Genomic DNA, 24,766 nt, shown 5'->3' on the forward strand with positions numbered 1-24,766 from the left:
GGAGGTGACCGCCGTGATCGTGATTTCGCGCGGGCTGGCCCGGTCGGTCCGGGCGTTGGCCCGCAAGTGCATCTCGGGCCGGCCCCGCGGCCCGGCCCCGCCGGTCGTGTTCGAGAGCCGGGCCGGCACGCTGACCGCGTGCGTGCGGACGGCCGACGCGATCCTCGTCCACGCCACCCCGACGCGGGGCGGCGATGGGGTGCTCGTCGTCCCGATGGCGGTCCTCGACGCCGTTGAGGGGGCCGGCGACGACCCGGTCGAACTGGCGGCGGCGGGGGCGATCCGGGGCGAGGCCCGGTGGATCGACCGAGGCGGCCCCCGCACCCACCTGTTCGAGGCCGTCCTCCCCGGGACGAAGCACCGCCCGCCCGACCCGCCGGGCGAGTGGCACCCCGCGCCGTCGGAATTGCTCGCCGCCCTCGACGAGTGCGGCCGAACCACCGCGCGGGAGCCCTGCCGGTACGCACTGACCCGCGTCCAGGTCCGGGGGATGGCCGGGCAGGTGGTTGGCACGGACGGCCGCACCGCTCTCATCTGGGACGGGCTGGCTCTGCCGTTCACGCCCGACGTACTCGTGCCTGCCGTCCCGGTGTTCGGGTGCCGCGAGCTGACCCGCGAGGCGGCCGTGCGGGTCGGCCGCACCCCGACCGAGATGGTGGTGGCGGCCGGGTCGTGGCGTGTCCACCTGCCGGTCGATACCGACGGCCGCTTCCCCGACCTCGCCTCGGTGATGCCCCGGGCCGCCGGGACCGTGGCCGGGATCGACGACCGGGACGCGGCCGAGTTGCTGGCCGCGCTGCCGGGCCTGCTCGGGGCCGACGCCGAGCACCACCCGGTCACCCTCGACCTGGCCGGCGGGGTAGTCGTGCGGGCGCGGGACGGGGCGACCGGCGAGGTGCACGAGGTCCGGATGCTCCGGTCCCCCGCGACCGGCCCGCCGGTGCGGGTCGCGGTGAACCGGCGGGTGCTGGCCCGCGCCCTGGCGCTCGGGTGCGTCACCGTCCGGGTATCCACCCCCGACCGGCCGGTGGCGTTCGAGGGCCGGAACAAGACCCTCGTCGTCGCCGCCCTCGACCCGGACCTCGCCGTCGCACCCGAGACCACCGCCGCTGCCACCCCCCACCCCCAACTCCCCGAGAGGAGGACTACCGTGCGACACGAGACGAACGAACACCCGCCCGCCCCGCCGGACCCGCCGGCCGCCGACCCGCCCGACCTGCTCACCGCCGCCGAGGAGCTCCGGGCGGCCGTCGCGGACACCCTGGTCAAGGCCGGAAGGCTGGTCGCCGCGGTCAAGGCCGGCCGGCGGCACCAGAAGGTACTCAGCCAGGTGTGGTCGAACCTGAAGGCCCTCAACCTCGGGCCGGGGGGTGGGCCGTGACGACCCTCGTCCGCCGCCAGCTCGCAGACCTGGCTGCGTTCGTTGCCAACCTCAAGGAGCGGGTACGGGTGGCGGTGGCCGGGGAGTTGTCCCGGGCCGTCGGCGACGCCGTCCGCGAGGTCGTCGGGGCGGTCGTCGCCAGGCGAGTGCTCGCCCCACCTCGGTCGGCACCGCGAGGTCCGTGGGCCGACCGCGACGAGCGCGCCGACGGCTGGGGCCGGCCCCGCGACCCGTGGGCCGACGACCGCGACGACGACTACGACCCCGACCGCGGGGAAGTCGATGACCGCGCCGCCGGGCCGCCGCCGGGCGCCCTGGTGACGGTGGCCGTCGCCGCCGGGGCGGCGGTCGCGCGGTGGTGGGCGGGGCGGGCCGGCGGGGGCGTCCTCGCCGCCGCCGGGGTCGGCCTCGGAGTCGGCCTCGTCGGGCTGCTGGGCGGCTCGCTCGCGCGGACCGCCGTCGCCGTCCTCGCCGCCGCCGCCGACGTGCTGGCCGCGACCGACGCCCTCGGAGCCGGGGCCGCCCGGCTCGGCCGCCTCTGACCACCCGCCCCGCCCGCGACGCGACGCCCGCTCGTACCAGCCCCGGGGCCTAGGCCCGCGGGTCGCAGCCGGGGCGCGCCCGCGCGCGGCCGGGGCCACACACGACCATCCCCACCATCCACACGGAGACGACCATGACCGCGACCGCGACCACGAACGGCCGACCCCGGAAGCAACTCAGCGACCAGCTGGACCGGATGGACACGATCATCGACGCCCTGGCCGAGGCGCTGCCCGAGGCGGTGGCCGACGCCACCCGCGAGGGCGCCCGGCAGGCCGTCCGGGACGTCGTCCTCGAAGTGCTCGCCAACCCCGACCTGCGGGCGATGATCGCCGGCCTCGCCCCGGCCACCCCGCCCGCGGCCCACGCCGCCAACGCCGCCCCTCCCCCCGCGCCCGGCCCGAACCCCCCGAACGTGTGGACCCGGCTGAAGGCCCGGCTCCGGGCCGCGCGGGATGTCGCCGCCGACCGGTGCCGGGCCGCGGCGGCGTCCGTCACGGCCACCTTCCGCGCCCTGGCGCTGGTGATGCCCGTCAAGAAGATCCTGGCCGTGGGGGCCGGGGTTGGGGTGGCGATCGGCGCCCTCGCCTACCTGTGCCCGCACTCCGCCAGCGCCGTGATCTCCGGGGCGTGCGGGGCGGCGGCCGCGGTCGCCGCCCAGGTCGGCCACTGGGTCCGCCGCTCGACCGGGTTGTTCGGGTTCGGCGGCACCGGCTGACCGCCGGCAGCGGGCTAGGGACGCGGAACACCGCGTCGATTGAGAGGAGCCGGCCGGTCGCGCGTTCCCGCGGGAACGCGTCAGCCCGTGCGGCCCTTCTCACGCGGTGTCGGACGACCGATTCCCCACCCCGCTGCCCTCCTCACACCCACGAACCCTGGGAGCAACACCGTGCCCATCCTGTTCGCGCTCCTGTTCTTCATCCTGGCGGCCGGCTATCTGGCCGGCTGACCGCACGCCGATCCGAAAGGAACCTGCCATGGTCTACCTGCTCGCGCTGCTGATCTTCGTCGCGCTGTCGGCGGCGTGCTGGTTCGCGTCGGTCGCCTGCTACCGGGGGACCGTCGCCGGGTCCGACTCGACCGTCGCCCCGGGTTACCCCGCGACCGCCGCCACCGCGATCGGCGTCGCGGCCCTGACCTCGTTCGTGCAATTTCCGTTCGGCTACCTGGCCGGGCTGGTGGCGTGGGGCGCCGCCGCGTTCGGCAGCCTCGGCCTGAGTGCCGGCCGGGCCGCAATCCTGTTCCTCTACCTGGCGGCGAGTTCCTTCGTCGCCCGGCTGGTCGTCCTCGGCGTGATGGACCTGCTCGGGAACTGACCGCGCGCCGGTCGAAGCCGCCACTCCGTCGGAGGGATAAGGGATGGCGAAGTCCGTCGTCATCGACGAGTTGCACGTGACCGTCCGCGTCCCCGCGGGCCTGCCCGACGAGTACGCCGAGGCGGTCCGCGACGCGCTGGCCGGGACCGCGTTCATGGACCGGCTCCGGCAAGCCGTCCGGGCCGCCGTCCGGGCGTTCCCGGAACTGGCCGCCGTCCGGTTCTCGTTGACCCGCTGATCGGTTCATCCGGCTCGGCCGGTGTCATCGTATCGTCCGGCTCCGTCTCACCCCCGTCTCGTACGGGCGCGTGGGGCGGGGGACGGACCATCGGTCGCGGGCACGCCCGTCGGCCCGCGGACTTTTTCTTAGGGGTCATCGCGACGTGAAGTCGCATTCGTGGAGTGTGATCGACGATCCCGAAAGGAGGTGATGAGCGGATCGCGACGGATCAACCGACCCGGTGTCGGGGTCGGTCCCCAGCCCGCTCGGCGGCCCTGGCAACGGGGCGGTCGAGAGCGCGGGCGAGACGCCCAAGGGGAGTACCAGTCGGAGGGAAACCACAGGCCAGGGGAAGACGGGACGGGTGAACGCGAGTGAATCCTCGTCGAGGCTTCGTCAAAGGAAACACCGGCAACCGACTGAGCCGGTGACCGGGGCACGGGGGGGGACCGATCCCGCCCCACGGCCTTCGCGGCTGATAGGGCGAAGGCGGCGACACCGCCGCCCCCGGAGTACAGAGGACACCCACCCCCGTCGGGTCTCTCGAATGCGGAACACGGTAACCCCGATGCGGTCTGCGGCGGTCGCAGCCAGCCGACGGCAACGAAGGCTTGAGCCCGCAGCGGGGACGGGATGCCCTCGGAAGCGAATGCCGGCAGCCGAAAGGCGCGGGGAACTCATAACCCGCCGGATAGGTCCGCTGACCGACCCGAAAGGGTGCTGACGGAGGGCTGGTCGATCGCCCGAAGGACGTTGTGACGGTTCCTCACCGGAGGGCAAGTTAGATGGGCGACCACGGTCGTTCAAACGGACCGACGGGGCCAACCGACTGGAACGCCATCGACTGGCGGCGGGCCAACCGGGTGGTTCGGAACCTGAGACAGCGGATCTTCCGGGCCGCGCGGGAGAACGACCTGAAGAAGGTCCGTTCCCTTCAGAAGTTGATGCTGCGGAGCTGGTCGAACGTCGTCCTCGGCGTGAGGCGGGCGACGCAGCAGAACCGCGGCAGGAACACGCCCGGCGTGGACAAGGTTCTCGTCAAAACCCCCACCGCTCGGGGGAAGCTGGTGGAGACGATGACCGGCCAGCAAGTCTGGCGGGCCAGGCCGGTGCGACGGGTGTACATTCCCAAGGCCAACGGCAAGCTCCGACCCCTCGGGATTCCGACCATTCTGGACCGCTGCCGGCAGGCGGTGGTCAAGAACGCGCTGGAGCCCGAGTGGGAGGCCCGGTTCGAGGGATCGAGCTACGGCTTCCGCCCGGGTCGCGGGTGCCACGATGCCATGGCACGGATCTACCAACTCGCCAAGGGGACGTGTACCCGGCGGTGGGTGGTTGACGCCGACATCAAGGGGGCGTTCGACCTAGCATCTTGATGCCCTCCTAAAAACGAACGGTGTTGACGAGGCCCTGCTGGAGTCGTCGCAATACTCGCAGCGTATCGGGCTTCGCGGGGAACAGGTACAACCGGGTTTTCGCATCACGTGTGATCGTAATCGTCCCCTTATGAATGCGATCGTATAGCCAGTGCTTCTCGACTTTCAATTCCTTCGCCAACTGGGGAACGGTCCATTTGCCGCGGATGTGACGTGGGTGCGATTGCCGCTTCTCGACCAGGATGCGGTGCTTCAGGCGGATCGTCTTGACCGTGCTCGGTAACACGCGGTCATGTCGTGGTGACCGGAAGCCGTCGCGAGTCAGTGACAGTGCGATGTCATCGTCCGACTGGCCGCTCTTCGCCGCGGCCAGGATTCGCTCCTTCATCTCGGCGAAGTTCGTCATGGTCTTCAGCGTGCCGGTCGTGACGGGAAGTTCCGTGGACGTCGTTTCACCACCTCGCCAGACGATTCGACAATGCACGCGGTCGGCAGCCAGGCGGTGCAGCACGACCTTGTCGATGAGGCAGCGAAGCAAGGCCTTCTGCTGCTCGCGCGTGAAGCGGCCGTCACGCCACCACTGCGGCAAGCTCGTTCCCGCCGCGATCAAGGCTTGTCGTGTGGCGTCGTCGAGGGGAACGATCTCCGACGGTGGATTCGCGAGGCGGGCCTGCTCCTCCTCGGCGGCGCGGAGTTCCCGCAGCGCGGCCTCCCATCGCTTCTCCAGTTCCCCGGCAACCAGGCGATTGTCCGGATCGGACTTGTGAAACTGCCGTTCGGCCAGGCTCGCGTGGTAGCGAAGTCGCTCCAGTTGTTGCTCGCGGGCCTTGCGGACATCGTCGGAGGCACGACGGAACTCGCCGTGAACGCGGTCGTAAAGGTCGAGTTCCGCCGGTGCCAGGGCGGCGAAGAACTGCTCGATGACGTAAGCGTCGAGTGGCTTCGCGGGCAGGTACTGGCAGACCGGTTCGCCGTGCTGCTGGCGGATGTGATTGCAGATGTAAGTCGGCCGGCTCTTGTACTGCACGACCATCTTGTGCCCGCATTCGCCGCAGTACGTGATCCCGTGCAGCAGGGCCTGTCCGCGGCGCGGGGCTCCGCGCGTCTGGTTGCGCTGATACTCGCTGTGGTTGTCGCGGATCATTCCGGCGATTCTCTCCAAGGTAGTCCAGTCGATGTAGGCCGGATGGTGGTCGCGAATGAGAACGCGCCACTGCTCGACGGGCAGTGGCTTCTGCACGGCCGGCCGACCCGGCGTGGTCCGGACCGAGCGCGTGCGGCCGTAGGCGAAGGCACCTGCGTACGCGGGATTGCGAAGGATCGCGCCGACGCTTCTGATGGTCGCCCGCCGCCAGGCGACGTCGCCGAAGCGATCGCGGCGCGGCAGCGGCAACGTCTCGGCGTTCAGATGCCTCATCACCTTCGCCAGCGATTTCAGCCTCAGGAACGACGCGAACACCAGTTCGATCCGCGACTGTACCTCGCGATCGGGGTGCTTCACAACACGGCCCAATTCGTCGCGCACCAATCCCACCGGGAGAATGAGAGCCAGTTCGCCGCGGCGGGCCTTGTTGATCAGCCCGGCGGTGAGTCGAGCCTTGATGGTATGAAGTTCCAGTTCCGAGATCTGGCCTTTCAGCCCGAGCAACAGGCGGCCGTTGATCGAGGACGGATCGTAGATGCCGTCGCGGTCGCCGATGAGGCAGCGTCGGAAGCCGCAGAGGTCGAGGAGTTGATACCAGTCGGAACAGTTTCGGGACAGTCGGGTGACGTCGTAGGAGAAGATGATGCCGACCTGGCCGAGGGTGACGCGTGTGACCAGGTCCTGGAAGCCGCGCCTTCCTTCGGCCGTACTGCCGCTCTGGCCCAGGTCCGCATCAATGAGATGCACGGACTCCGCCGGCCAGCCGCACTCGACGGCGCGCTGCCGCAGCGCGTACTGGAGGCGAAGGCTCTCCTGGTTGGTCAGCGTCTGATGCGGGCTCGACTGGCGGACGTAAATCAGGGCCTGTCGGTCCAGGTGGTCGGGCGTGATCAATTCGGACACTGGCATGGAGAACCTCCGTGTAAATGGCGGCGAGGTCGGCGAGGATTTCGTTCCTCAGCGACGGCGCGAGCCGCGTCCAGACGGTCGAGGTTGGGACCCGGGATTCGAGGGGCGAGGCGACGTTTGGGGACATGTCGAGGATCCTTCCGCGACGAGGTCGAGGAATGCCCGGATCGCCGTGTGCGTCCACTTGGTCCGCGGCGAGGGCGTCGTGAAGGATGACAGGTCCGTGGCGGGGATGGGCAGTCGAAGTCGAATCGCATCGCGATAGGCGACCATCACGTATCCCACATCACGCGGCTGCCGGCTAACAGAGATGACCTGGAACGTCCGACCGTGCAGCGGATGCATCGGATCGGTGACCGTCACCTGCTCGGGAAGCGCACGAGGTGGGTTGTGGAATGGGGTATCAACATCACAGCTCGTTCGACAACATCGGCCACGAGCCGCTGATGCGGGCCGTCGGCCGGTTCCCGGCACGGGAACTGGTCCGGCAATGGCTCAAGGCGGGGTACGTGGAGCTGGGGCAGTTGCACGCGACGGACGCGGGCACGCCTCAGGGTGGGGTCATCAGCCCGCTGCTGGCCAACATCGCCTTCCACGGCATGGAACGGGCGCTGGGGGTCGCGTACGCGGCCAACGGCGAACTGAAGCCGAAGTCCCCGGCTCTCGTTCGGTACGCGGACGACTTCGTGGTGTTCTGCCACACCCGGGAGGAGGCACGGTCGTGCCTGGAGAAGCTGCGGAGCTGGCTGGGCGAGCGGAGCCTTCAACTCTCCGAGGAGAAGACCAAGCTCGTCCACCTGCCCGACGGGTTCGACTTCCTGGGGTTCACGGTCCGACACCGCGCGGTCCCGTCCAGCCCGTCCGGCTGGCGGCTGCACATCCGTCCGAGTCGGGGGTCGGTGCGGCGGGTCATCGACCGGCTGCGCGAGGTCTGGCGGCGGTTCCTCGGAGCCCCCGTCGGCGGCGTGGTCCGGGCGCTGAACCCGCTCATCCGGGGGTGGGCGAACTACTTCCGTGCCCAGTGCGCGGGCAAGACGTTCGCCAAGCTGGAGAAGTGGATGTACGACCGGGAGGTGCGGTACGCCAAGCGACGCCACCCGACGAAGTCCCGCTCCTGGCTGGTGCGGAAGTACTGGGGAGTGCCGGTCCACGGGAAGAAGGACCGATGGGTGTTCGGCGACAAGTCCACCGGGGCTTACCGCCTCCGATTCAGCTGGTTCCGTCAGAAGCATCACATCCCGGTCAAGGGGACGGCCTCACCGGACGACGCACGTCTGAGGGCGTACTGGGCGGACCGCCGGAAGTGCGCCGCCAGTGACCTCGGTCGTCTGGACCAGAAGCTCGCCCTGCGACAACGCTGGATCTGCCCCATCTGTGGTGACGACCTGCTCAACGGGGAGGAGCTGCACCGCCACCACCGACGGCCCAGGAAGGACGGCGGCGAGGACGCCCCGGAGAACCTGGAGTTGCTGCACCTGTACTGCCATCAACAAGTCCATCTCCGGGATCTGAAGTCCCACGCCGGTACGTGATCGGCACGAGCCGTGTGCGGTGAAAATCGCACGCACGGTTCCAAGAGGGGGCGGTCACCGCAAGGTGGCCGCCCCACTCGGCGGAACCGGGCCGATACCGGGGCCGCGGTCACCCCCCGGTCGGGGCCGGAAAGAACGCCAGGTACGTCCCGTCCGCCGGCCGCCGAGCGTCCACCTCCCGGAGAATCTCGGCCGCCAGGTCGGCGTACGTCCGGTCCGGCCGGTGGTACGCCCCGACCGCCAGGGCCAACCCGCGGAGCCGGTTCACCTCCTTAACCGCCGCCGCCGCTTCCGCGAACTCGGCCCGCAGCTGTCGGACCTTCCGGGTCTTCCCGAACCGCGGGTCGGCCGCCGCCGCGAGTCGCCCCCGCAGCCCCTCGAACAGCTGGGCTGCTGTCGCCCCCGGCCGATCTCCAACCGCCCCGGCGTGGCCGGCCTGGCGGTACAGCTCGGCCATCGCTTCCAGGGTCAACCCGTGTTCCGCGGTCGCCGGGATCAGGAACCGGGCCGGGTCGGCCCCGACCGTCCGCCCGAACACGGCGGCCGCGTGCCGGGCGACCGCCCCGGCCGCGGCCCGGAGGACGCCGGCCGCCTGGTCGGGCTGGGCCAGCCGGAGGTGGCAAGCCGCCTCCCCGAGGGCGGCGGTGGTCAGGTGGCGGGCGATCATCCACGGGTACGTCGGCCCGATGGGCGTGGGCGCCGCCAGGTTCCCCGCGAGCTGTTCGGAATAGGATGCCGTCATGGACGAGCCCGCGTGTCCCGGCTGCCGGGAACTCCGCCGTCGCGTCGCCGCTCTGTAAGCGTCCACTGAATGGGTGTGGGTGTGCGTTGAGTTTGGGCGAGGCGAGTTGGGAACTCAGTGGCCAGCGGGGAGGTGCTGTTTGGCCCAGGCGTCGGGTAATAGATGCGTCACGTCGGCCGGTCTGGCGGCCAGTTGCGTCATCCCGCAGGGCCAACAGGAATACCGCCACCACCGCCAGCAGGCCGACCCCCGGTTCCAGCCGCTCTCGGGTCGTCAATTGCAACCGCTCCACCCCCATCCCGGTCTTCCTCGCAGAGTGGTACCGCCCTGGCCGCCGAACAACATACTCCGGAGCTTTTTGCTGCGGGATTTGGTGGAGTTCGGCTAAGTCAATGTGTGGGGAGTGCGGGACGCTGTTTCACCATGGCCACGTCCGAGACGCCGACTTGAATTTAAGTGGTTTCTGAGAAACGGTTTGCGAGATGGTTGTGTATGGATGTATCTGCCGAGTTCGTTGCACAGATCACCCGCTCCCAGCGGCAGTTGCACTCGTTCATTTTGTCGATGGTGTGGAACCCGGCCGAAGCGGACGACGTGCTCCAGGAGACGAACCTGGTGCTCTGGGAGAAGGCGGCGGAGTTCGACACCGACCGGCCGTTCCTGCCGTGGGCGATCCGGTTCGCACAGTTGCAGGCCCTGGCTTGGCTCAAGCGCCGCCGGCGGCAGCAACGGGTGGTGTTTGACGACGACCTGACACGGCTCCTCGCGGACGAGGCCGCGCGCGAGGAGGTGGTGTTCGAGGAGCGACGGCAGGCCCTCGCGGCGTGCCTTCAGAAACTCCCGTCCGACCAGCGTGACCTCATCGCCCGCCGGTACGAACCTGCCGGGTCCGTGAACGCCATGGCCGAGGTCGTCGGGACGACCCCCAAAGCGGTCTCGGACCGGCTGCGGCGAATCCGCCACGCCCTGTTGCAGTGCATCCGCCGGCAACTCGGGGAGGCCACCGCGTGACGACCGCCGCCGACCTCGAAGGCCTCTTCAACCGCCTGGCCGACGGCCTCGCGTCGGAAGACGACGAGCAGCGGCTCGGCGCGGTACTGCGCTCCGGCCCCGCGTCGCGGCGCGCGTACCGGGAGTTCATGGCGCTGCACTCGGCCCTCCATTGGGACTACGTCGCCGCCGCGCTGCCGGAACCGACGGCGCCCCCGAGCCTGTCCCATCCGCCCCCGGGCCGCCCCCCGCGGGCCACGTGGCTCGTGGCGTTCGGGGCGGGGGTGCTGCTGGCGACCGCGGCGGCCGTGATCCTCGTTCTGTTGCGGCCCGCGCCGCCCTCCACCGAGCGAACGGGGTCCGAGCAATCGACCGCGCCAGCCACGCCGGACGCCCCCAGGGCTGACGCGGTCGCGGCGCTGCTCGTGGACGGCGTGGGGTCGGAGTTCGCCCCGGGTCGCGGGCCCAACGGCGTCCGGTTCGGCCCCGGCGATTACGAACTGGTCAAGGGGGTCATCCACCTCCGCTTCGCACAGGGGGCCGACATGGTCCTCGCCGCGCCGGCCCGGATCGAGGTGACCGACGCGCAGCACACCCGGCTGGTGAGCGGCAAGGTCCGGGTGGTGGCGCCGCCGACCGCGAAGGGGTTCACCGTCGCGACACGGGCCGCGGACTACGTCGACCTCGGGACCGAGTTCGGCCTGCGGGTCGATGCCGCCAGCGGGGCCAGCGACCTGTACGTTTTCGACGGGCAGGTGAACGTCACCGACCCCCAGTCGGGCGCGGTCCTCCCGGTCACGGGGGGCAAGTCCTCCCGGGCGATCGATGGGCGGTCCGCACCCGCGCCACCGTTCCGTGAGGGCGACTTCCCCACCCCCGGGTCGATCGGGCTGAAGCGGTGGGAGGAGTACGAGCGGCAGACGCGCGCGGACCGGACGCTGCTCGCCTTCTACCCCTTCCGCCGCCAGCCGGACGAGTCCGTGTTGGTGAACGCCGTGGAGGGCGGCGGGATGGCCGACGGCCGGATCGCCGGCGCGCGGTGGACGACCGGCCGGTGGCCCGGGAAGGACGCACTGCTGTTCGACCGCGACACCGACTTCGCCCAGGTGGCGATCCCCGGCGAGCACCAGGAGCTGACGATCGCCACCTGGGTGAAGGTGGAGCGGATCGACTTCGTCCTCAACGCGATCCTGAACTCCGACGGGGCCGAGCCGGGCGGCGTCCACTTGCAGCTGAACCGGCAGGGGTTCGTCCGCGGCGGGGTCATCGTCGAGGGGCCGTTCCAGGACACGTTGGTGGGCAAGTCGGTCCCGCTCGGAAGCTGGGTCCACGTCGCCTCGGTGATCTCCGCGCGGGCGCGTTCTCAGCAGATCTACGTGAACGGTGCCCTGGCCCGCGAGCGCCGCTGGCAGAGCGGCGTGCCGCTGAAGCCGGGGCAGTGCCGGGTCGGCAACTGGCTGCCCGACCCGACGGACAAGTTCCGCATCCGCGCGCTGCGCGGCCAGATCGACGAACTAGCGGTCTGGGGGCGGGTTCTCTCGGCCGAGGAGGTCGGGCGCCTCGTGGAGGCCGGCCGCCCCGGGTTGCTGTGGAGCAAGGAGTAGCGAGCGAGATTCACCGCCGGACGACCGCCGACGATCACACCCACCTACGCTCTTTTCGGTCGGAGACGCGCCGATGAACGTCTACTCCTGTGCCGGACCGGTTTCCCGGCGCTCCTTCCTCACCGTCGGGACGCTCGGCGTCGCCGGGCTCAGCCTAGGCGATGTCCTGCGCCTCCGCGCCGCCGCGGGGAAGTCTGCCGCTCCGGACACGTCGGTCATCTTCGTGTGGCTGGCCGGCGGGCCGCCCCACCTCGACATGTACGACATGAAGCCGGACTCGCCCGAGGAGTACCGCGGGCCGTTCAAGCCGATCGGGACGAACGTGCCCGGGCTCGACGTGTGCGAGCTAATGCCGCTCCACGCCCGCTGCGCCGACAAGTACACCCTGGTCCGCAGCATCGCGCACACGTTCAACGACCACGGCGGCGGGTCCAAGCGGGTGATGACCGGGCGCGTCCCCACCACGCCGACCGAGACCGTGAACGACTCCCCCGCGGTCTGCACGGTGGTCGCCAAGATGCGGGAGAGCCTCAACCTGGGGCTCCCCAACTGCGTGTCCGCGGTCGACGGCGGCCGGGGCGGGGTGGACACGTACGCCCAGGGGGCGGCCTGGCTCGGCCACGGGTACTCACCGTTCATCGTGGACGGCGACCCGAGCAAGCCGACCTTCCAGGTGAAGAACGTCGGCGTGAGCCAGGAGATGGCCCTCCGGCTGGACGACCGGTTCACCCTCCTCCGCGGGATCGAGGGCGTGCGGCGGGAGGCCGATACGAACCCCGCCCTGCGGACGATGGGCGGCCACTACGCGCGGGCGCTCGACATGCTCACCAGCCCGCAGGCCCGGGCCGCGTTCGACCTGGCGCGGGAGCCGGCCGCGGTCCGCGAGCGGTACGGGATGAACGCCTGGGGCCAGCGGGCGCTGATGGCCCGCCGGCTGGTCGAGGCCGGGTGCAGTTTCGTGACCGTGGTGCTGGAGAACCCGCACCTCAACGGGTGCTTCTACAACTGGGACACGCACGCCGTCAACCACGACAACTTCATCGACATGCGGCTGCGGTTGCCGCTGTACGACAAGGTCGTCACGGCCCTCGTCGAGGACCTCCACGCCCGCGGGCTGACGAAGAAGGTGCTGCTGGTGGTGACCGGCGAGTTCGGCCGGTCGCCCCGGATCAGCAAGGCCGACGGCGGGGCCAAGGGGATGCGGTACGGCCGCGAACACTGGCCGCAGTCGATGTCGGTCCTCGTCGCCGGCGGCGGCCTGAAAATGGGGCAGGTGGTCGGCTCGACCGACAAACTCGGCACCCACCCGCACGAGAACCGGCTGGCGCCCGAAGACCTGTGGGCGACCGTCTACAAGCACCTGGACATAGACGCGCACACCTTCATCTACGACCAGCAGCGGCGGCCGGTCCCGATCCTGCCGGCCGGCCAGCCGATCCGCGAACTGCTGTGACCCCCCACCCCCGCCCGCCGGGCCGGCGCACCCCGGCCCGCGGCCCCGCCTCAACACCGCGAGTCGGCCGCCCCCCGCAACCGCGCCCCCCACCCCCACCGGCTGGACAGCCATGACTCGAACCGATTCTGCCGCTGCCCGTCTGCACCGCCGCGAACTCCTGGGCGCGGGCGCCGCGTCGGTCTGCGGGCTAGCCCTGACCGACTTCCTGCGGGCCGACGCACGGGCCGCGCTCGACTCCGCGTACCGCAAGCGGTCGGTCGTCAACGTCTGGCTGGCCGGCGGCGCGTCACACCTCGACACGTTCGACCTGAAGCCGGACGCCCCCGCGGAGTTCCGGGGGGAGTTCCGGCCGATCGCGACGCGGGTGCCGGGCCTGCGGGTGTGCGAGCACATGCCCCGGATCGCCGAGCGGATGGACCGCATGGCCCTGATCCGCTCCCTCACCGGGACGGTCGATTCGCACGACGGCGCGATGTGCGCCACCGGATACCCGCCGGGAAGCCTGAGGAACATCGGCGGGCGGCCGAACATCGGGTCGGTCGTGGCCAAACTCCAGGGTCCGACCAACGGCAGCGTGCCCACCGCGGTCGCAATGATCTCGGGGTACAACCCCAGCGAGCAGGCCTACTTCCGCTCGGCCGGGCACCTCGGGTCGACCTACGACTGCTACACCCCGGACAGCGAGGGGGGGTGAGCCAATCTGACCGCCCGGAACGTGACTCCGGACCGCCTCCGCCTCCTGTCGGAACTCGACCCGGGTCGCGCCGACCTCGACCCCCGCGGCGCCATGGAGGCGATGGACGTGTACAACCGGCGGGCGGTCGAGTTTTTGACCTCGCGGCAGTTCGCGCAGGCGCTCGACATCAGCGCCGAGCCGCTGAAGGTGCGGGACCGGTACGGCATCGGGTTCGGCAAGAGCCCGAAATCCAAGAACACGCTCGGGCTCCAGAACGCCCGGTTCCTGATGGCCCGGCGGCTGATCGAGTGCGGCGCCCGCTGCGTGAACGTGACCTGGGAAGAGGAGGGCGCGCCGGTGGGACACCCACCAGGACAACTTCAACGCCCTCCGGCACGAACTCCTCCCGTCCTTCGACATCGGCCTCACCGCGTTGTTCGACGACCTCGAGGCCCGCGGCATGCTCGACGACGTCCTCGTGCTGGTGTGGGGCGAGTTCGGCCGCACCCCGCGGATCAACGACAAGGCCGGGCGGGACCACTACGCCCCGGCGGCGTCCGCCCTCCTGTTCGGCGGCGGCCTGCGGGTGGGTCAGGTCATCGGCAGCACCACCAAGAACGGGGAGCGGCCCAAGGACCGCCCGATCCACTACCAGCAACTGCTCGCGACCCTGTACCGGCACCTCGGGATCGACCCGGCGGTTGCCACCATCACCGACCCCAACAACCGGCCGCAATACCTCCTCGACGAGATGGACCCGATCCGCGAACTGCTGTGACCCCCACCCCCGCCCCGCGCGGGCATGGGAACAGGGGCCGGCGGCGGGCGGCGGCCGTCTCGTGCCCGAGGTCGTCGCCCACCCGGACCCGGCCGCGCCGCCCCGTCTCGGTTCGACCGGCCGGCGGGCTGTCGCGGCGGAGCCCCATCGGAGAGTTGAGATGCGGAACGTGCTCGGCACTGTGTTCTGCCTGGCCATGTTCGGCACCGCGGCCGTGCGCGCCGGGGAGGGACCGGCCGCCAACACGCCCGACGAGGCCCGGCGGCTGGCGCAGGACAAGAGCGGCCGGCTCATCCTCGATCACCTGACCGCGCTCTCCCCCGAAGCGGCAAAGGAGTTGGCCCGCCACGATGGGTGGCTGTCGCTGAACGGCCTCATGTCGCTCTCCCACGAGACGGCGGAGGCGCTGGCCGCGCAGAAGGGCCAGTTGCACCTCGACGGGCTGACGGCACTGTCGCCGGAGGCCGCCCGCGCACTGGCCCGACACAACGGTGAACTGTCGCTCAACGGGTTGACCTCGCTCTCGGACGACCTGGCCGCCCCGCTGGCGAAGCACACGGGCGGTCGGCTGTACCTCAAGGGGGTGAAGTCGCTCTCGACGGAGGTGGGCAAGGCACTGGCGCAGCGGAAGGGGGGCGGGCCGTCGAACCAGGTCCGCCTCGACGGGGTGCAGGCGCTGACGGTCGAGGCGGCCGCGGCGCTGGCGGAGATGCACGGTCACAACTGGGACGGCAGGCTTCCCGCCATGACGACCGTCCCCGACGACGTGGCCCGGGCGCTGGCGAAACGGCAGGGCGGGCTTTCCCTCGAAGGGCTGACGTCGCTCTCGGAGGAGGCCGCGAAGGCACTGCAAGGACGGCTGGCCGGCAACCTGCCGCGGTTGACTTCGCTCACGGTTGAGTCGGCCAAAGCGATTGCTGGACCGGTTCCGGGGCAGTTCCATCGCACGCTCGTTCTCGATGGCCTCACCGCGCTGCCCGACGACATCGCCCTGGCGATCGGTGGCAAAGACAGCCGTGGCAACTTGCACCTCAACGGCCTGACCACGCTGACTCCCGTCGCGGCGAAGGCCGTCTGCCAGCGCGAGGGCGACCTGTACCTCGACGGCCTCACCACGATCCCCGACGACACGCTCAAGGCGATTACCGAGCACACGTCTCCTGGCTACGCGAGGCCGGTCGTCTTCCTCCGGGGGCTGACGACGCTGTCCGGCGACGGGGCCGCGGTGCTGGCGGCGTGGCCGAAGTGGAGCGGCGAACTGCCGGCCCTGACGGCGCTCTCCGGGACGACGGCCGCAGCCCTGGCCTCGTCGCGGAAGTGGGACGGCAAGCTCCCCGCCGTGAAGGCGCTCTCGGCCGACGCCGCACGGGCGCTCGCCCGCCGCCGGGGTGACCTCTCGCTGGACGGCCTCGCCGACGTGTCCGACGAGGCCGCGGTGGCGCTCGCCGAGCACCACGGCGGGACACTCTCGCTAAACGGGCTCAAGACCCTTTCCGACACTGCCGCCGCGGCACTGGGTCGGCACGATGGGCGGTTGTCCCTCGCCGGGCTGGCGGCCCTGTCCGACGCCGCGGCCGGTGCCCTCGCCAGGCACCCGGGCGACTGGTTGATCCTCGACGGCCTGACCACTCTAACCGACCCGGCGGCGAAGGCGCTGGCGCAACACCCTGGGGTGGTTTCGCTCGACGGGTTGACGGCGCTGGACCCCGAGACGCTGGCGACCCTGAGAGCCGGTCGCAGGGTCCGTCTCCCCGAGAAGTTCCGCACCGCGGTGGTTCACCAGCCGGCGACGGCCGACGCGAAGACGGTTCGCGCCTTCCTCGAAACGCATTGCGCGGGTTGTCACGACGGGCGATTGAAATCGGGCGAGTTCACGCTGGCCGCACTCGACCGGGACGACGTGGCCGGCCGCGTCGCGTACGCCTCGATCCTGGAACGGCTCCGCGCCGGCGACATGCCCCCGCCGCTGACGAAGGACCGCCCGGACGCGGCCGCGGCGGCCGGAGTGATGAGGTGGGTCGAGGCGCGGCTCGACACCCCGTTGCCGGGCAAGCCCGCCTACTACCCGGTGCGGGAGAAGCCCATCGACGGGAACCGGCTGCCGAACGCCATCCTGTTCGGCGGCCCGCGGGGGCCGAGCGTGCCGCCGCCGCCGCGGCTGTGGCGCCTCTCGCCGGCGGCCTACACCCGGTGGCTCGGGGAGTTTAACGCGAACGGCCTCCAGCAGCCGTTCGGCGTGATCCCGGACGCCGGCTTCCGGGACTTCGCCTCCCTGTACGCCCCCGACGAGGGGGCCACCGGGCTCCTCCTGTCGAACGCCGAGCAGGTGGTGGCCGCGCAGGTCCGTGCCCACCAGCTGGTGAACGTCAACGACCACCCGGCGGCGGCGAAGGAGGCCCTCTGGCCGACCGAGGCCCGCCTCAAGGCCGCGACCGCCGCCGAGCGCGCGTCACTCAAGTCCGGCGTGCGGGTGCGGCAGGGCAACGGGACGTTCGCCCCGCTCCTCCACCCGCACGTGCGGGCCAACAAGGAGGAGCTGGAGAAGGCCGTCCGGCAGCAGTACCAGACGGCCATTGCCCGACAGCCGGGCGAGAAGGAACTCGCCAGCGTGCTAGCCCTGTACGACGAGATCGCCCGCGACGGCGACTTCGCGCTGGCCGGGCGGACGATCCTCATGGCCCCGATGCTGACCCCCGAAGCCATCCTCCGGTTCGAGGTCGGCGGGGGCGCCGAGGTCCGCCCGGGCGTCCGCATGCTGTCGCCGCGCGAGACCGCTTTCGCGCTGAGCCTGGCGCTGTCGAGCCGGCGCGATCCCGGCCTGCTCACGGCCGCGGCGCAGGGCCGGCTGACCACCCGGGAGGAGGTCGCCGAGGCCGTTCGCCGCATCCTCGACGACCCGAAGATTGACAAGTCGCTGGTGCTGTGGTTCTTCCGCGAGTTCTTCGACTACTACCGCGCCCCCGAGGTGTTCAAGGACCCGCTGCCCGACTACCTGCACCGCCGCGGCATCGGGTACAACCCGCAGAGCTACGTCGCCGACACCGACTTCGCGATCCTGAACATCCTGGCCCACGACCGGGATGTGCTGAAGGAGTTGCTCACCACGACGGCCTCGTTCCACAGCCACGAGTTGTTCCGCCCGGACGGCTCGATCTTCCGCCACCTGCCGCCGGTCGCGGGCGAGAACCGGCGCGACCCCCGGCCCGACCGCGTCGGCATCCTGATGCAGCCGAGCTGGCTGGTGGCGTGGTCCACGAACTTCCACAACGACATCGTCCGCCGCGGCCGCTGGGTGCGCGAGCGGCTCCTCGGCGGGCGGGTACCCGACCTGCCGGTCAACGCCGCGGCGATGATCCCCGACGACCCGCACCGCACGTTGCGGCAGCGGCAGATGGCGACGCGCGAGCCTCAGTGCTGGAAGTGCCACTACCGGATGGACGACCTCGGGTTGCCGTTCGAGAACGCCACCCACTACGGGTTCCCCCGCCGCGCCGAGGAGGTGCTCGACCTCGAGGCGGTGCCGCGGGGCAACGACACGAGAGCCAAGATCTGCCGCGACGCCCCGCTCGACACCACCGGGTTCATCGCGTTCAGCGGCGACCCCCGGCTCGACGGCCCCGTCAAGGACGCCCCCGAGATGCTCCGCCGCCTGGCACAGTCGGGCCGCGTGCGGCAGATCTTCATCCGCCACGCCTTCCGCTTCTTCCTCGGCCGCAACGAGACCCCGGGCGACGCCCCCACCCTGCAAGAGGCGGAGAAGGCCTATCTCGACGGCGGCGGCAGCTTCAAGGCACTCCTCGTGTCGCTCCTGGCGTCGGAATCCTTTCTGTACCGCACCGTGCCGCCCGGGGAGACGAAATGACCCCCCGCAACGGACCTTCACCCCCGACCCGCCGGCCGCGCACGCCCGCGGCCACCGGATCGCCGACACGCCGGGTCGTCGGCGTTGTCGGGCCGGCCGCTCGGGCCAACCTCCGGGCTCAAGAGAATCGCCATGCCGAACACCCTGCCGCCGTGCGTTTGTGCTTTCGCTCTGCTACTTGCGACGGTCCCGGGGGCGACAGGCCAGCCGGCGAGCGGGGACGCGTCCGCCGCCCGGGAGGCGACAACCGGCATCGGCATGAAGCTCGTCTACATCCGGCCGGGCAAGTTCATCATGGGCTCACCGCCGGGCGAACCGGGCCGGGAAGCACAAGAGGTGCAACACGAGGTCGAACTCACGAAGGGGTTCTACCTCGGAACGTGTGAAGTCACGGTCGGTCAGTTCAGGCAGTTCGTCACGGAGACGAAGTACCAGACCGACGGCGAGCGCGACGGCAGGGGTGCGTACGGCATCAACGAGGCCGGCAAGATCGAACAGATGCAGCCGACGTTCACCTGGAAAAGTCCAGGCTTCGAGCAGGCCGACGATCACCCCGTTGTAAACGTCTCGTGGAACGATGCCAGGGCGTTCTGCCGGTGGCTGAGCCAGAAAGAGAAGAAGGCGTACCGCCTGCCGACCGAGGCGGAGTGGGAATATGCGTGCCGCGCCGGCACCAGAACGGCGTACACCCACGGCGACGACCCCGAAGGCCTCGTCGGTGTCGGCAACGGTGCCGACACCGCCGCGCGAGCCAGGTATCCGGGGTGGAGCATTGGGATCAAGGCAAATGACGGCCACGTCTTCACGGCACCCGTGGGCCGGTTCCAGCCGAACGCGTACGGCCTCTCCGACATGCACGGCAACGTGTGGGAATGGTGCGAGGACTGGTACGAGCCCAACAGTTATCCGAAAGAGAAGCAAGTCGATCCCACCGGGCCGGCGACGGGCAAAGCCAAGGTGCAACGCGGCGGCGGCTGGTCGAGCGACGCGAAGCGCCTGCGTTCCGCGGCTCGTGTCGGCCGGGATGCTTCCGCCTATCGCGGATGTTATCTCGGTTTCCGCGTCGTTCTTGAACAGGAGAGTGGAACGCAGAGCCAGGAGCCCGAAAGCCCCAAGAAACTGCCGGCCGGCCTGCGGGTGATGAGCGGCGGACACAGTTGGTCGACCGAAAACTCCGCGCCGTTGTGTCAGGCGGCTGGCATCACCGGGCATCTGAAACTCAACAAGCAGGGCCTCCATAGCGGTCGCATCGAGGACCTGACCCCGCTGCTCGAAAAGGGCGAAATCGACGTGTACGTCTGGCAGCACAATTCGACGGGACCTGATTTCCCCAAGTTCCTGCCGACCCTCGTGGACCTCGGCCCCAAGCACAACCCCAACTTCCGCGTCATCATGCAGATGCCGTGGCTGACGAATGATGGGCGAAAAGACGTCAAGTCGCCCGAGGAATACGAAAAGACTGACCTCGCCGAATACCAAACCGAGTTGGAAAAGTCCCGCAAACAGCAGGAAGCCTACATCGACGAAGTCAATGCCAAGGCTGGCAAGCGCGTCGTGTTCCTGGTGCCTCTCGGGGATGGCATGCTGGAAGTGCGAAAGTTGATCGTGGCTGGGAAGTTCCCAGGCATCACGAAAGTCAATTTCCGAGAAACGCCTGGCGATCGCGGGTCTCTGCTGCAAGGCGACATCATGCCGCACCAGGGCCTCCTTGGCATGCGACTGGGAACCTACATGCACTTTGCGGCCCTGTATCGGATGTCGCCGGAAGGGCTCAAGTTCCCGGGTAAGGAAGGTGACGGCTTGACCGACGCGCAGCGGGAGGTCCTCCAGAAGCTCGCGTGGGACATGGTCTCGAAGTACCCGTACGCCGGCATCGCGAAGTTCGACGCGCCCAACCCGATCGTTGACGCGAAGTCGAGGTTCGGCCTCGACGTCAAGACCGACCGACTGATCATGACCCACGCCGACAAACCGCTGGGCGAGTACGTCTGGGCCGATCAGAGGATTCTTCGCCCCTACTTCGCGAACCTCCACGGACCGGGCGGCACGAAGGTCACCCGCAACCACCCGCCGGTGCCCGGAACCGACGCCGCCGATCACGACACGATGCATCCCGGCCTCTGGCTTGGGTTCGGGGACATCAGCGGCGTGGACTTTTGGCGGAACCGCGGCCGGGTCCGGCAGGTCAAGTTCCTGGCGCCGCCCACGACCGCCGACGAGCGCATCACCTTCGCCACGGAATCCGACCTGCTGAACCCCGACGGCAAACGGATGGGCGGGATGGTCAACCGCTACACCATCGCCCGGCGACCGGCGGGGTGGCGGCTGGTGTGGGACGCGACGTTCACCGCGACCGAGCAAGACCTCGTCTTCGGCGACCAGGAGGAGATGGGCTTCGGCGCCCGCGTCGCCAGCGAGTGCACCGAGAAGACCGGCGGGGCGGTGGTGAACAGTCACGGCGCGAAGACCGCCAAGGCGACGTGGGGCAAGCCGGCGGCGTGGTGCGACTACTCGGGCACGAAGGGCAGTCGGCGGGTGGGGGTCACGCTGATGCCCGGGCCGAAGAACTTCCGCGAGTCGTGGTGGCACAACCGCGACTACGGCGTGTTCGTGGCCAACCCGTTCGGCCGGGCCGCCATGGGACAGGGGGCCAGGAGCGCGGTCACGGTGAAGAAGGGTGAGTCGCTTCGGCTCGTCTTCGGTGCGGTGCTGCACGACGGCACAGACTACGACCCGGCGAACGAGTACCAGCACTTTCTGGAAGCGGTGAGATGAGCGATTCGGCAGGGGCGTCGCGGCGGCGGAACGTCCGGGCGCGAGTGTGTCAGCCGGGGGGCCGAGGTTTTTCGCACGGGATTGCTGGCGATTCGGCTAACTCACAGAACGGGCCGGACGGGGTGGAGCGGTGCGCGGGTCGGGAATGGCGCCGAGAGCCCCGACCGAGGTCGCGACGCAACCCGCTGCGGGGTAAGAACATGATCGCGTTCCGACTCCTCCTGGCCGTCCTCGCCCTCTCGGCGCTCCCGCGCCCGGCGGGGGCCGACGAGCGGTTGCGCGACACGATCGACCGGGAGATCAAGGCGGGCTGGGCGAGAGAAAAGATTCCCGCACCAGGTCGGTCGTCGGACGCGGTGTTCCTGCGGCGCGTGTACCTCGACCTCGTGGGCATGATCCCCACCTACGAGGAGGCGACCGCATTCCTCAAGGACCCCGACCCGAACCGGCGCGAACGGCTCATCGACACGTTGCTCGCCGATCCGCGGTTCGCCCGGCAGCAGTCCCACGCCTGGGACCTGGGGATGCTGGGCCGCACCGCCAGGCCGGTGGACGGGACCGTCGGCCACCGGACCCGGGAGCGGTTCCGCCGGTGGCTCGCAAAGCAGTTCGAGGCGAACGAACCCTGCGACCGCATCGCCGCGAAAGTCCTCCGGGCGGAGGAAGACGGCTCGCAGTTGTACTACGCGGTGAACAACAACACCGACGAGATGGTCACGGCGGTCTCCCGCTTCTTCCTCGCCACGCAGATCCAGTGCGCCAGGTGCCACGACCACCCGTTCGAGCCGTGGACGCAGAAGGACTACCACGGGATGGCGGGGTTCTTCGTGCGCACCCTGGTCGTGGAAGTCCCGGGGAAGCCCGAGGTGACGAATCAGACGGGGAAGGAGTACCGCGTCGGCGAGCGGGCCGTCGGCGAGGCCCTGTTCACCGCCGACGAGATTGACCCGAAGACCAAAAAGAAGCTGTCCGTCCCCGTTCGGCCCAGGTTCCTCAACGGGGCGGCAGTGACCGAGCCGGAGTCGCCGAAGGACTACGTCGAGCCGAAGCTCAAGGCGGGGGAGTTGCCGCCGAAGCCGCCCTTCTCGCGGCGCGAGAAGTTCATCGAGTGGATGACAGCCCGGGACAACCCCTACTTCGCCAGGGCGGCGGTCAACCGCGTCTGGGCGCAGTTCATGGGGCGCGGCTTCGTCCACCCCGTGGACGACTTCAACTCGCAGAACCCGCCGAGCAACCCCGACCTGCTGAAGGCCGTGGAGGCGGCGTTCGTCGCACGCGGGTTCGACCTGAGGTGGCTCGTCCGGGAGGTCGTCGCCAGCGCGGCGTACCAGGCGTCGGACCTCGGCCCGGTCACCGACGCCATGCCGCGGCACTACGAGCGGGCCCGGATCCGCCCCCTGACCGTCGAGGAGTTGACGGCCTCGCTCCACATCGCGACGGGGCTCGGCCCCGAATCGGCCTTGAAGGCCGAGCCGAGCTCCCAGATGCTGCAGTACCTGGGGCAGCCCACCGACGGCCAGGGGCGATTCCAGGGGAGCCTGTCGGAACACCTGTTCCTCCACAACGGCGACCAGTTCCGCAGCCTCTGCCGGCCCAACAAGGGTAACCTGCCCGACCGGTTGCTGGCCGGACCCGAGGGGTGGGACGCGAAGGTCGAGCGGATGTTCCTGTCGGCGCTGAGCCGGCCGCCGACCGGCGAGGAGAAGCAGCGGTTCGTGAGCTACCTGACCGTGGACGCGACGGACCCGAGACAACTGGCGCAGCGCGTGGAAGAGGCGATGTGGGTGCTGGTGTCGTGCTCCGAGTTCCGATTCAACCGGTAGTGGGGCGGGGGCGAACAGCCGAACGGGGTCGGGCCGGCGCCGGCAACCCGGGTCGGCGCTGGCGGCCGGGGTGGCCGAAGTGGTCGGGCAAAGCCGCGCCGGGCGGCACGCGACGGGCGAGGCAGCTACGCGTGATGCGGCGCGCGGATCGAACCGCGCCGACGATCGCGCCGCGGGGACGTGACGCAAACCAACGGGGGGTCGGCATGTTGACGATTCACGACCGGGGCTTCGCACGCGACTGCCGGGGGGCGAGCCGGCGCGAGTTCCTGCGCGTCGGCGGCCTCGGGCTGGGCCTGTCCGGCCTCACGCTCCCGGGCCTGCTGGCCGCCCGGGCCCGGGCCGGGGAGAGCGGCGGCGCGCCGAAGAAGGCGGTGGTGCTGCTGTTCCTGCAGGGCGGGCCGTCGCAACTCGAGACCTGGGACCCCAAGCCCGAGGCCCCGAAGGAGTACCGCACCCACACCGACTGCATCGTGACGGCCCACCCGGGGGTCCGGTTCTGCCGCTACTTCCCCAGGCTGGCCGCGATGGCGAGGGACTTCACCGTTGTGCGCAACTTCGCCTCCGGCAACGGCGGGCACACCTACGAGGCCGTCACCACCGGCGGCAACGCGACCAAGGGGTCGCTCAGCGCGGCCTCCGCCTACCTGGGCGGCGCCGTCGCTCCCTCCGGCCTGCCGGGCAACATGCTCGTCCTCCCCGAGGCGGTGCAGGAGGGGTTGAAGTTGGGGAGCAACTTCGAGACCGGCGCCCTCCCCACACTCACCCAGACCGGGTCGCTCGGGTCGCAGTACGAGGCGTTCAGCCCCGCCGGCGGGTCGAAGCTCAAGCAGGCGATGACCCTCACCCTGCCGCGCGAGCGGTTCGACGACCGCCGGCAACTCCTCGCCGGGTTCGACACCCTCCGCCGCGACATCGACCGCGGCGGCGCCCTGGGACGCGCCGACGAGTACCAGCAGCGGGCGTTCGACATCATCTCGCGCGGCATCACCGAGGTGTTCGACCTGGGCAAGGAAGACCCCCGGACGCTGGCGATGTACGACACCGCCGGCCTCTTCCGGCTTGAGGACGCCACCCGCTGGTACGACATGAAGCGGGCGTCGAATCTGCTGGGCAAGCAGATGCTCCTGGCCCGCCGGCTGTGCGAGGCCGGGTGCGGGTTCGTCACCGTGTCGGACTGCGGCTGGGACATGCACGCGAACAACAACAGCCCCAAGAACATGGAGGGGCTCAAGTGGCTGGCCCCGCAGGTGGACCACGCCGTCGCCGCGTTCCTCGAGGACGTCAAGCAGCGCGGCTTGTCCGAGAAGATCCTGCTGGTCGTCACCGGCGAGATGGGGCGGTCGCCGCGGCTCAACGGCAACGGCGGCCGCGACCACCACGGCGAGCTGACCCCGCTGCTGATCGCCGGCGGCGGGCTGAAGATGGGGCAGGTCGTCGGCCGGTCCGACGCCCTCGGCGGGCGGCCGGCCTCCCACGGCTACAGGCCGGCGCACCTGTTCGCCACCGTCATGAACTTCCTCCTCGACGTGCCGCAACTCCGACTCCGTACCGACCTCAACCGCGACCTGATGACCGCAATCGACAGAGCGAACGTGATCCGCGAGTTGTTTTGAGCCGGGCGTGACGGTCGCGTCGC

The 24,766-nt window shown here is 70.4% G+C and carries 16 protein-coding genes and 2 pseudogenes; 16 read left to right on the plus strand and 2 right to left on the minus strand.

Going from position 1 to position 24,766, the window contains the following annotated elements; translation table 11 throughout:
* The first annotated feature begins 4 nt into the window (after window positions 1–4).
* The 6 genes from ETAA1_RS08220 (at window position 5) to ETAA1_RS08245 (ending at window position 4,836) form a co-directional block, all read left to right on the plus strand.
* Entirely contained in the window at window positions 5–1,381 is a 1,377-nt protein-coding gene (locus ETAA1_RS08220) for a hypothetical protein (protein ID WP_145236171.1), read from the plus strand.
* The gene (locus tag ETAA1_RS08225) at window positions 1,378–1,923 is read left to right on the plus strand and encodes a hypothetical protein (protein WP_145236174.1); all 546 of its coding nucleotides are present in this window, start codon (window positions 1,378–1,380) and stop codon (window positions 1,921–1,923) included. The genes ETAA1_RS08220 and ETAA1_RS08225 overlap by 4 nt, the downstream gene beginning before the upstream one ends.
* Window positions 1,924–2,057: 134 nt before the next feature.
* Window positions 2,058–2,642 carry a hypothetical protein gene (locus ETAA1_RS08230; protein WP_145236177.1) on the plus strand — a complete coding sequence of 195 codons (585 nt, stop codon included), beginning with the start codon at window positions 2,058–2,060 and terminating at the stop codon, window positions 2,640–2,642.
* Between the two features lie 259 nt (window positions 2,643–2,901).
* Window positions 2,902–3,240, plus strand: a complete 339-nt coding sequence (locus ETAA1_RS08235; protein WP_145236181.1) for a hypothetical protein — start codon at window positions 2,902–2,904, stop codon at window positions 3,238–3,240.
* Between the two features lie 43 nt (window positions 3,241–3,283).
* On the plus strand, window positions 3,284–3,478 hold the full coding sequence (locus ETAA1_RS08240; RefSeq protein WP_145236184.1) for a hypothetical protein: 195 nt from the start codon (window positions 3,284–3,286) through the stop codon (window positions 3,476–3,478).
* A gap of 767 nt (window positions 3,479–4,245) precedes the next feature.
* Entirely contained in the window at window positions 4,246–4,836 is a 591-nt protein-coding gene (locus tag ETAA1_RS08245; RefSeq protein WP_145236188.1) for a reverse transcriptase N-terminal domain-containing protein, read from the plus strand.
* A 7-nt stretch (window positions 4,837–4,843) separates the two neighbouring features.
* On the opposite strand, the gene ETAA1_RS08250 is transcribed toward ETAA1_RS08245, so the two are convergent.
* On the minus strand, window positions 4,844–6,889 hold the full coding sequence (locus tag ETAA1_RS08250) for a recombinase family protein (protein ID WP_145236191.1): 2,046 nt from the start codon (window positions 6,887–6,889) through the stop codon (window positions 4,844–4,846).
* Between the two features lie 395 nt (window positions 6,890–7,284).
* Between ETAA1_RS08250 and ETAA1_RS08255 the strand changes: the two genes are divergently transcribed.
* Window positions 7,285–8,421: a reverse transcriptase domain-containing protein gene (locus tag ETAA1_RS08255; RefSeq protein ID WP_145236194.1), complete on the plus strand. Its 1,137-nt coding sequence runs from the start codon at window positions 7,285–7,287 to the stop codon at window positions 8,419–8,421.
* Window positions 8,422–8,530: 109 nt separating this feature from the next.
* Here ETAA1_RS08255 and ETAA1_RS08260 read toward each other — a convergent pair whose 3' ends face one another.
* Window positions 8,531–9,163: a hypothetical protein gene (locus ETAA1_RS08260; RefSeq protein ID WP_145236198.1), complete on the minus strand. Its 633-nt coding sequence runs from the start codon at window positions 9,161–9,163 to the stop codon at window positions 8,531–8,533.
* Window positions 9,164–9,655: 492 nt separating this feature from the next.
* Between ETAA1_RS08260 and ETAA1_RS08265 the strand changes: the two genes are divergently transcribed.
* From ETAA1_RS08265 to ETAA1_RS08310, 9 genes and pseudogenes are all read left to right on the plus strand, one after another.
* Window positions 9,656–10,174: a sigma-70 family RNA polymerase sigma factor gene (locus ETAA1_RS08265; RefSeq protein ID WP_145236201.1), complete on the plus strand. Its 519-nt coding sequence runs from the start codon at window positions 9,656–9,658 to the stop codon at window positions 10,172–10,174.
* Window positions 10,171–11,757: a LamG-like jellyroll fold domain-containing protein gene (locus ETAA1_RS08270; RefSeq protein WP_145236204.1), complete on the plus strand. Its 1,587-nt coding sequence runs from the start codon at window positions 10,171–10,173 to the stop codon at window positions 11,755–11,757. The genes ETAA1_RS08265 and ETAA1_RS08270 overlap by 4 nt, the downstream gene beginning before the upstream one ends.
* Window positions 11,758–11,830: 73 nt before the next feature.
* The gene (locus tag ETAA1_RS08275; protein ID WP_145236207.1) at window positions 11,831–13,210 is read left to right on the plus strand and encodes a DUF1501 domain-containing protein; all 1,380 of its coding nucleotides are present in this window, start codon (window positions 11,831–11,833) and stop codon (window positions 13,208–13,210) included.
* A 112-nt stretch (window positions 13,211–13,322) separates the two neighbouring features.
* Window positions 13,323–14,216 (plus strand): annotated as a pseudogene (locus tag ETAA1_RS32805) (DUF1501 domain-containing protein); the annotation flags it as partial.
* 37 nt (window positions 14,217–14,253) lie between these two features.
* Window positions 14,254–14,667, plus strand: a pseudogene (locus ETAA1_RS33395) (DUF1501 domain-containing protein); the annotation flags it as partial.
* A gap of 160 nt (window positions 14,668–14,827) precedes the next feature.
* Complete coding sequence (locus tag ETAA1_RS08295) at window positions 14,828–18,529, plus strand: DUF1588 domain-containing protein (RefSeq protein WP_145236216.1); 3,702 nt, start codon at window positions 14,828–14,830, stop codon at window positions 18,527–18,529.
* A gap of 132 nt (window positions 18,530–18,661) precedes the next feature.
* Window positions 18,662–21,304, plus strand: a complete 2,643-nt coding sequence (locus tag ETAA1_RS08300) for an SUMF1/EgtB/PvdO family nonheme iron enzyme (RefSeq protein WP_145236219.1) — start codon at window positions 18,662–18,664, stop codon at window positions 21,302–21,304.
* Window positions 21,305–21,504: 200 nt separating this feature from the next.
* Entirely contained in the window at window positions 21,505–23,127 is a 1,623-nt protein-coding gene (locus ETAA1_RS08305; protein ID WP_202920750.1) for a DUF1549 domain-containing protein, read from the plus strand.
* Between the two features lie 206 nt (window positions 23,128–23,333).
* Complete coding sequence (locus ETAA1_RS08310; protein WP_202920751.1) at window positions 23,334–24,743, plus strand: DUF1501 domain-containing protein; 1,410 nt, start codon at window positions 23,334–23,336, stop codon at window positions 24,741–24,743.
* The last annotated feature ends 23 nt before the right edge of the window (window positions 24,744–24,766 follow it).

The sequence above is a fragment of the Urbifossiella limnaea genome (assembly GCF_007747215.1).
Taxonomy (GTDB): Bacteria; Planctomycetota; Planctomycetia; order Gemmatales; family Gemmataceae; genus Urbifossiella; species Urbifossiella limnaea.

Coding starts and splice junctions, on each gene's coding strand:
- ETAA1_RS08230 (WP_145236177.1), top strand. CDS start 2,058: ATGACCGCGACCGCGACCACGAACGGCCGACCCCGGAAGCAACTCAGC.
- ETAA1_RS08235 (WP_145236181.1), top strand. CDS start 2,902: ATGGTCTACCTGCTCGCGCTGCTGATCTTCGTCGCGCTGTCGGCGGCG.
- ETAA1_RS08240 (WP_145236184.1), top strand. CDS start 3,284: ATGGCGAAGTCCGTCGTCATCGACGAGTTGCACGTGACCGTCCGCGTC.
- ETAA1_RS08245 (WP_145236188.1), top strand. CDS start 4,246: ATGGGCGACCACGGTCGTTCAAACGGACCGACGGGGCCAACCGACTGG.
- ETAA1_RS08250 (WP_145236191.1), bottom strand. CDS start 6,889: ATGCCAGTGTCCGAATTGATCACGCCCGACCACCTGGACCGACAGGCC.
- ETAA1_RS08255 (WP_145236194.1), top strand. CDS start 7,285: ATGGGGTATCAACATCACAGCTCGTTCGACAACATCGGCCACGAGCCG.
- ETAA1_RS08260 (WP_145236198.1), bottom strand. CDS start 9,163: ATGACGGCATCCTATTCCGAACAGCTCGCGGGGAACCTGGCGGCGCCC.
- ETAA1_RS08265 (WP_145236201.1), top strand. CDS start 9,656: ATGGATGTATCTGCCGAGTTCGTTGCACAGATCACCCGCTCCCAGCGG.
- ETAA1_RS08275 (WP_145236207.1), top strand. CDS start 11,831: ATGAACGTCTACTCCTGTGCCGGACCGGTTTCCCGGCGCTCCTTCCTC.
- ETAA1_RS08295 (WP_145236216.1), top strand. CDS start 14,828: ATGCGGAACGTGCTCGGCACTGTGTTCTGCCTGGCCATGTTCGGCACC.
- ETAA1_RS08300 (WP_145236219.1), top strand. CDS start 18,662: ATGCCGAACACCCTGCCGCCGTGCGTTTGTGCTTTCGCTCTGCTACTT.
- ETAA1_RS08305 (WP_202920750.1), top strand. CDS start 21,505: ATGATCGCGTTCCGACTCCTCCTGGCCGTCCTCGCCCTCTCGGCGCTC.
- ETAA1_RS08310 (WP_202920751.1), top strand. CDS start 23,334: ATGTTGACGATTCACGACCGGGGCTTCGCACGCGACTGCCGGGGGGCG.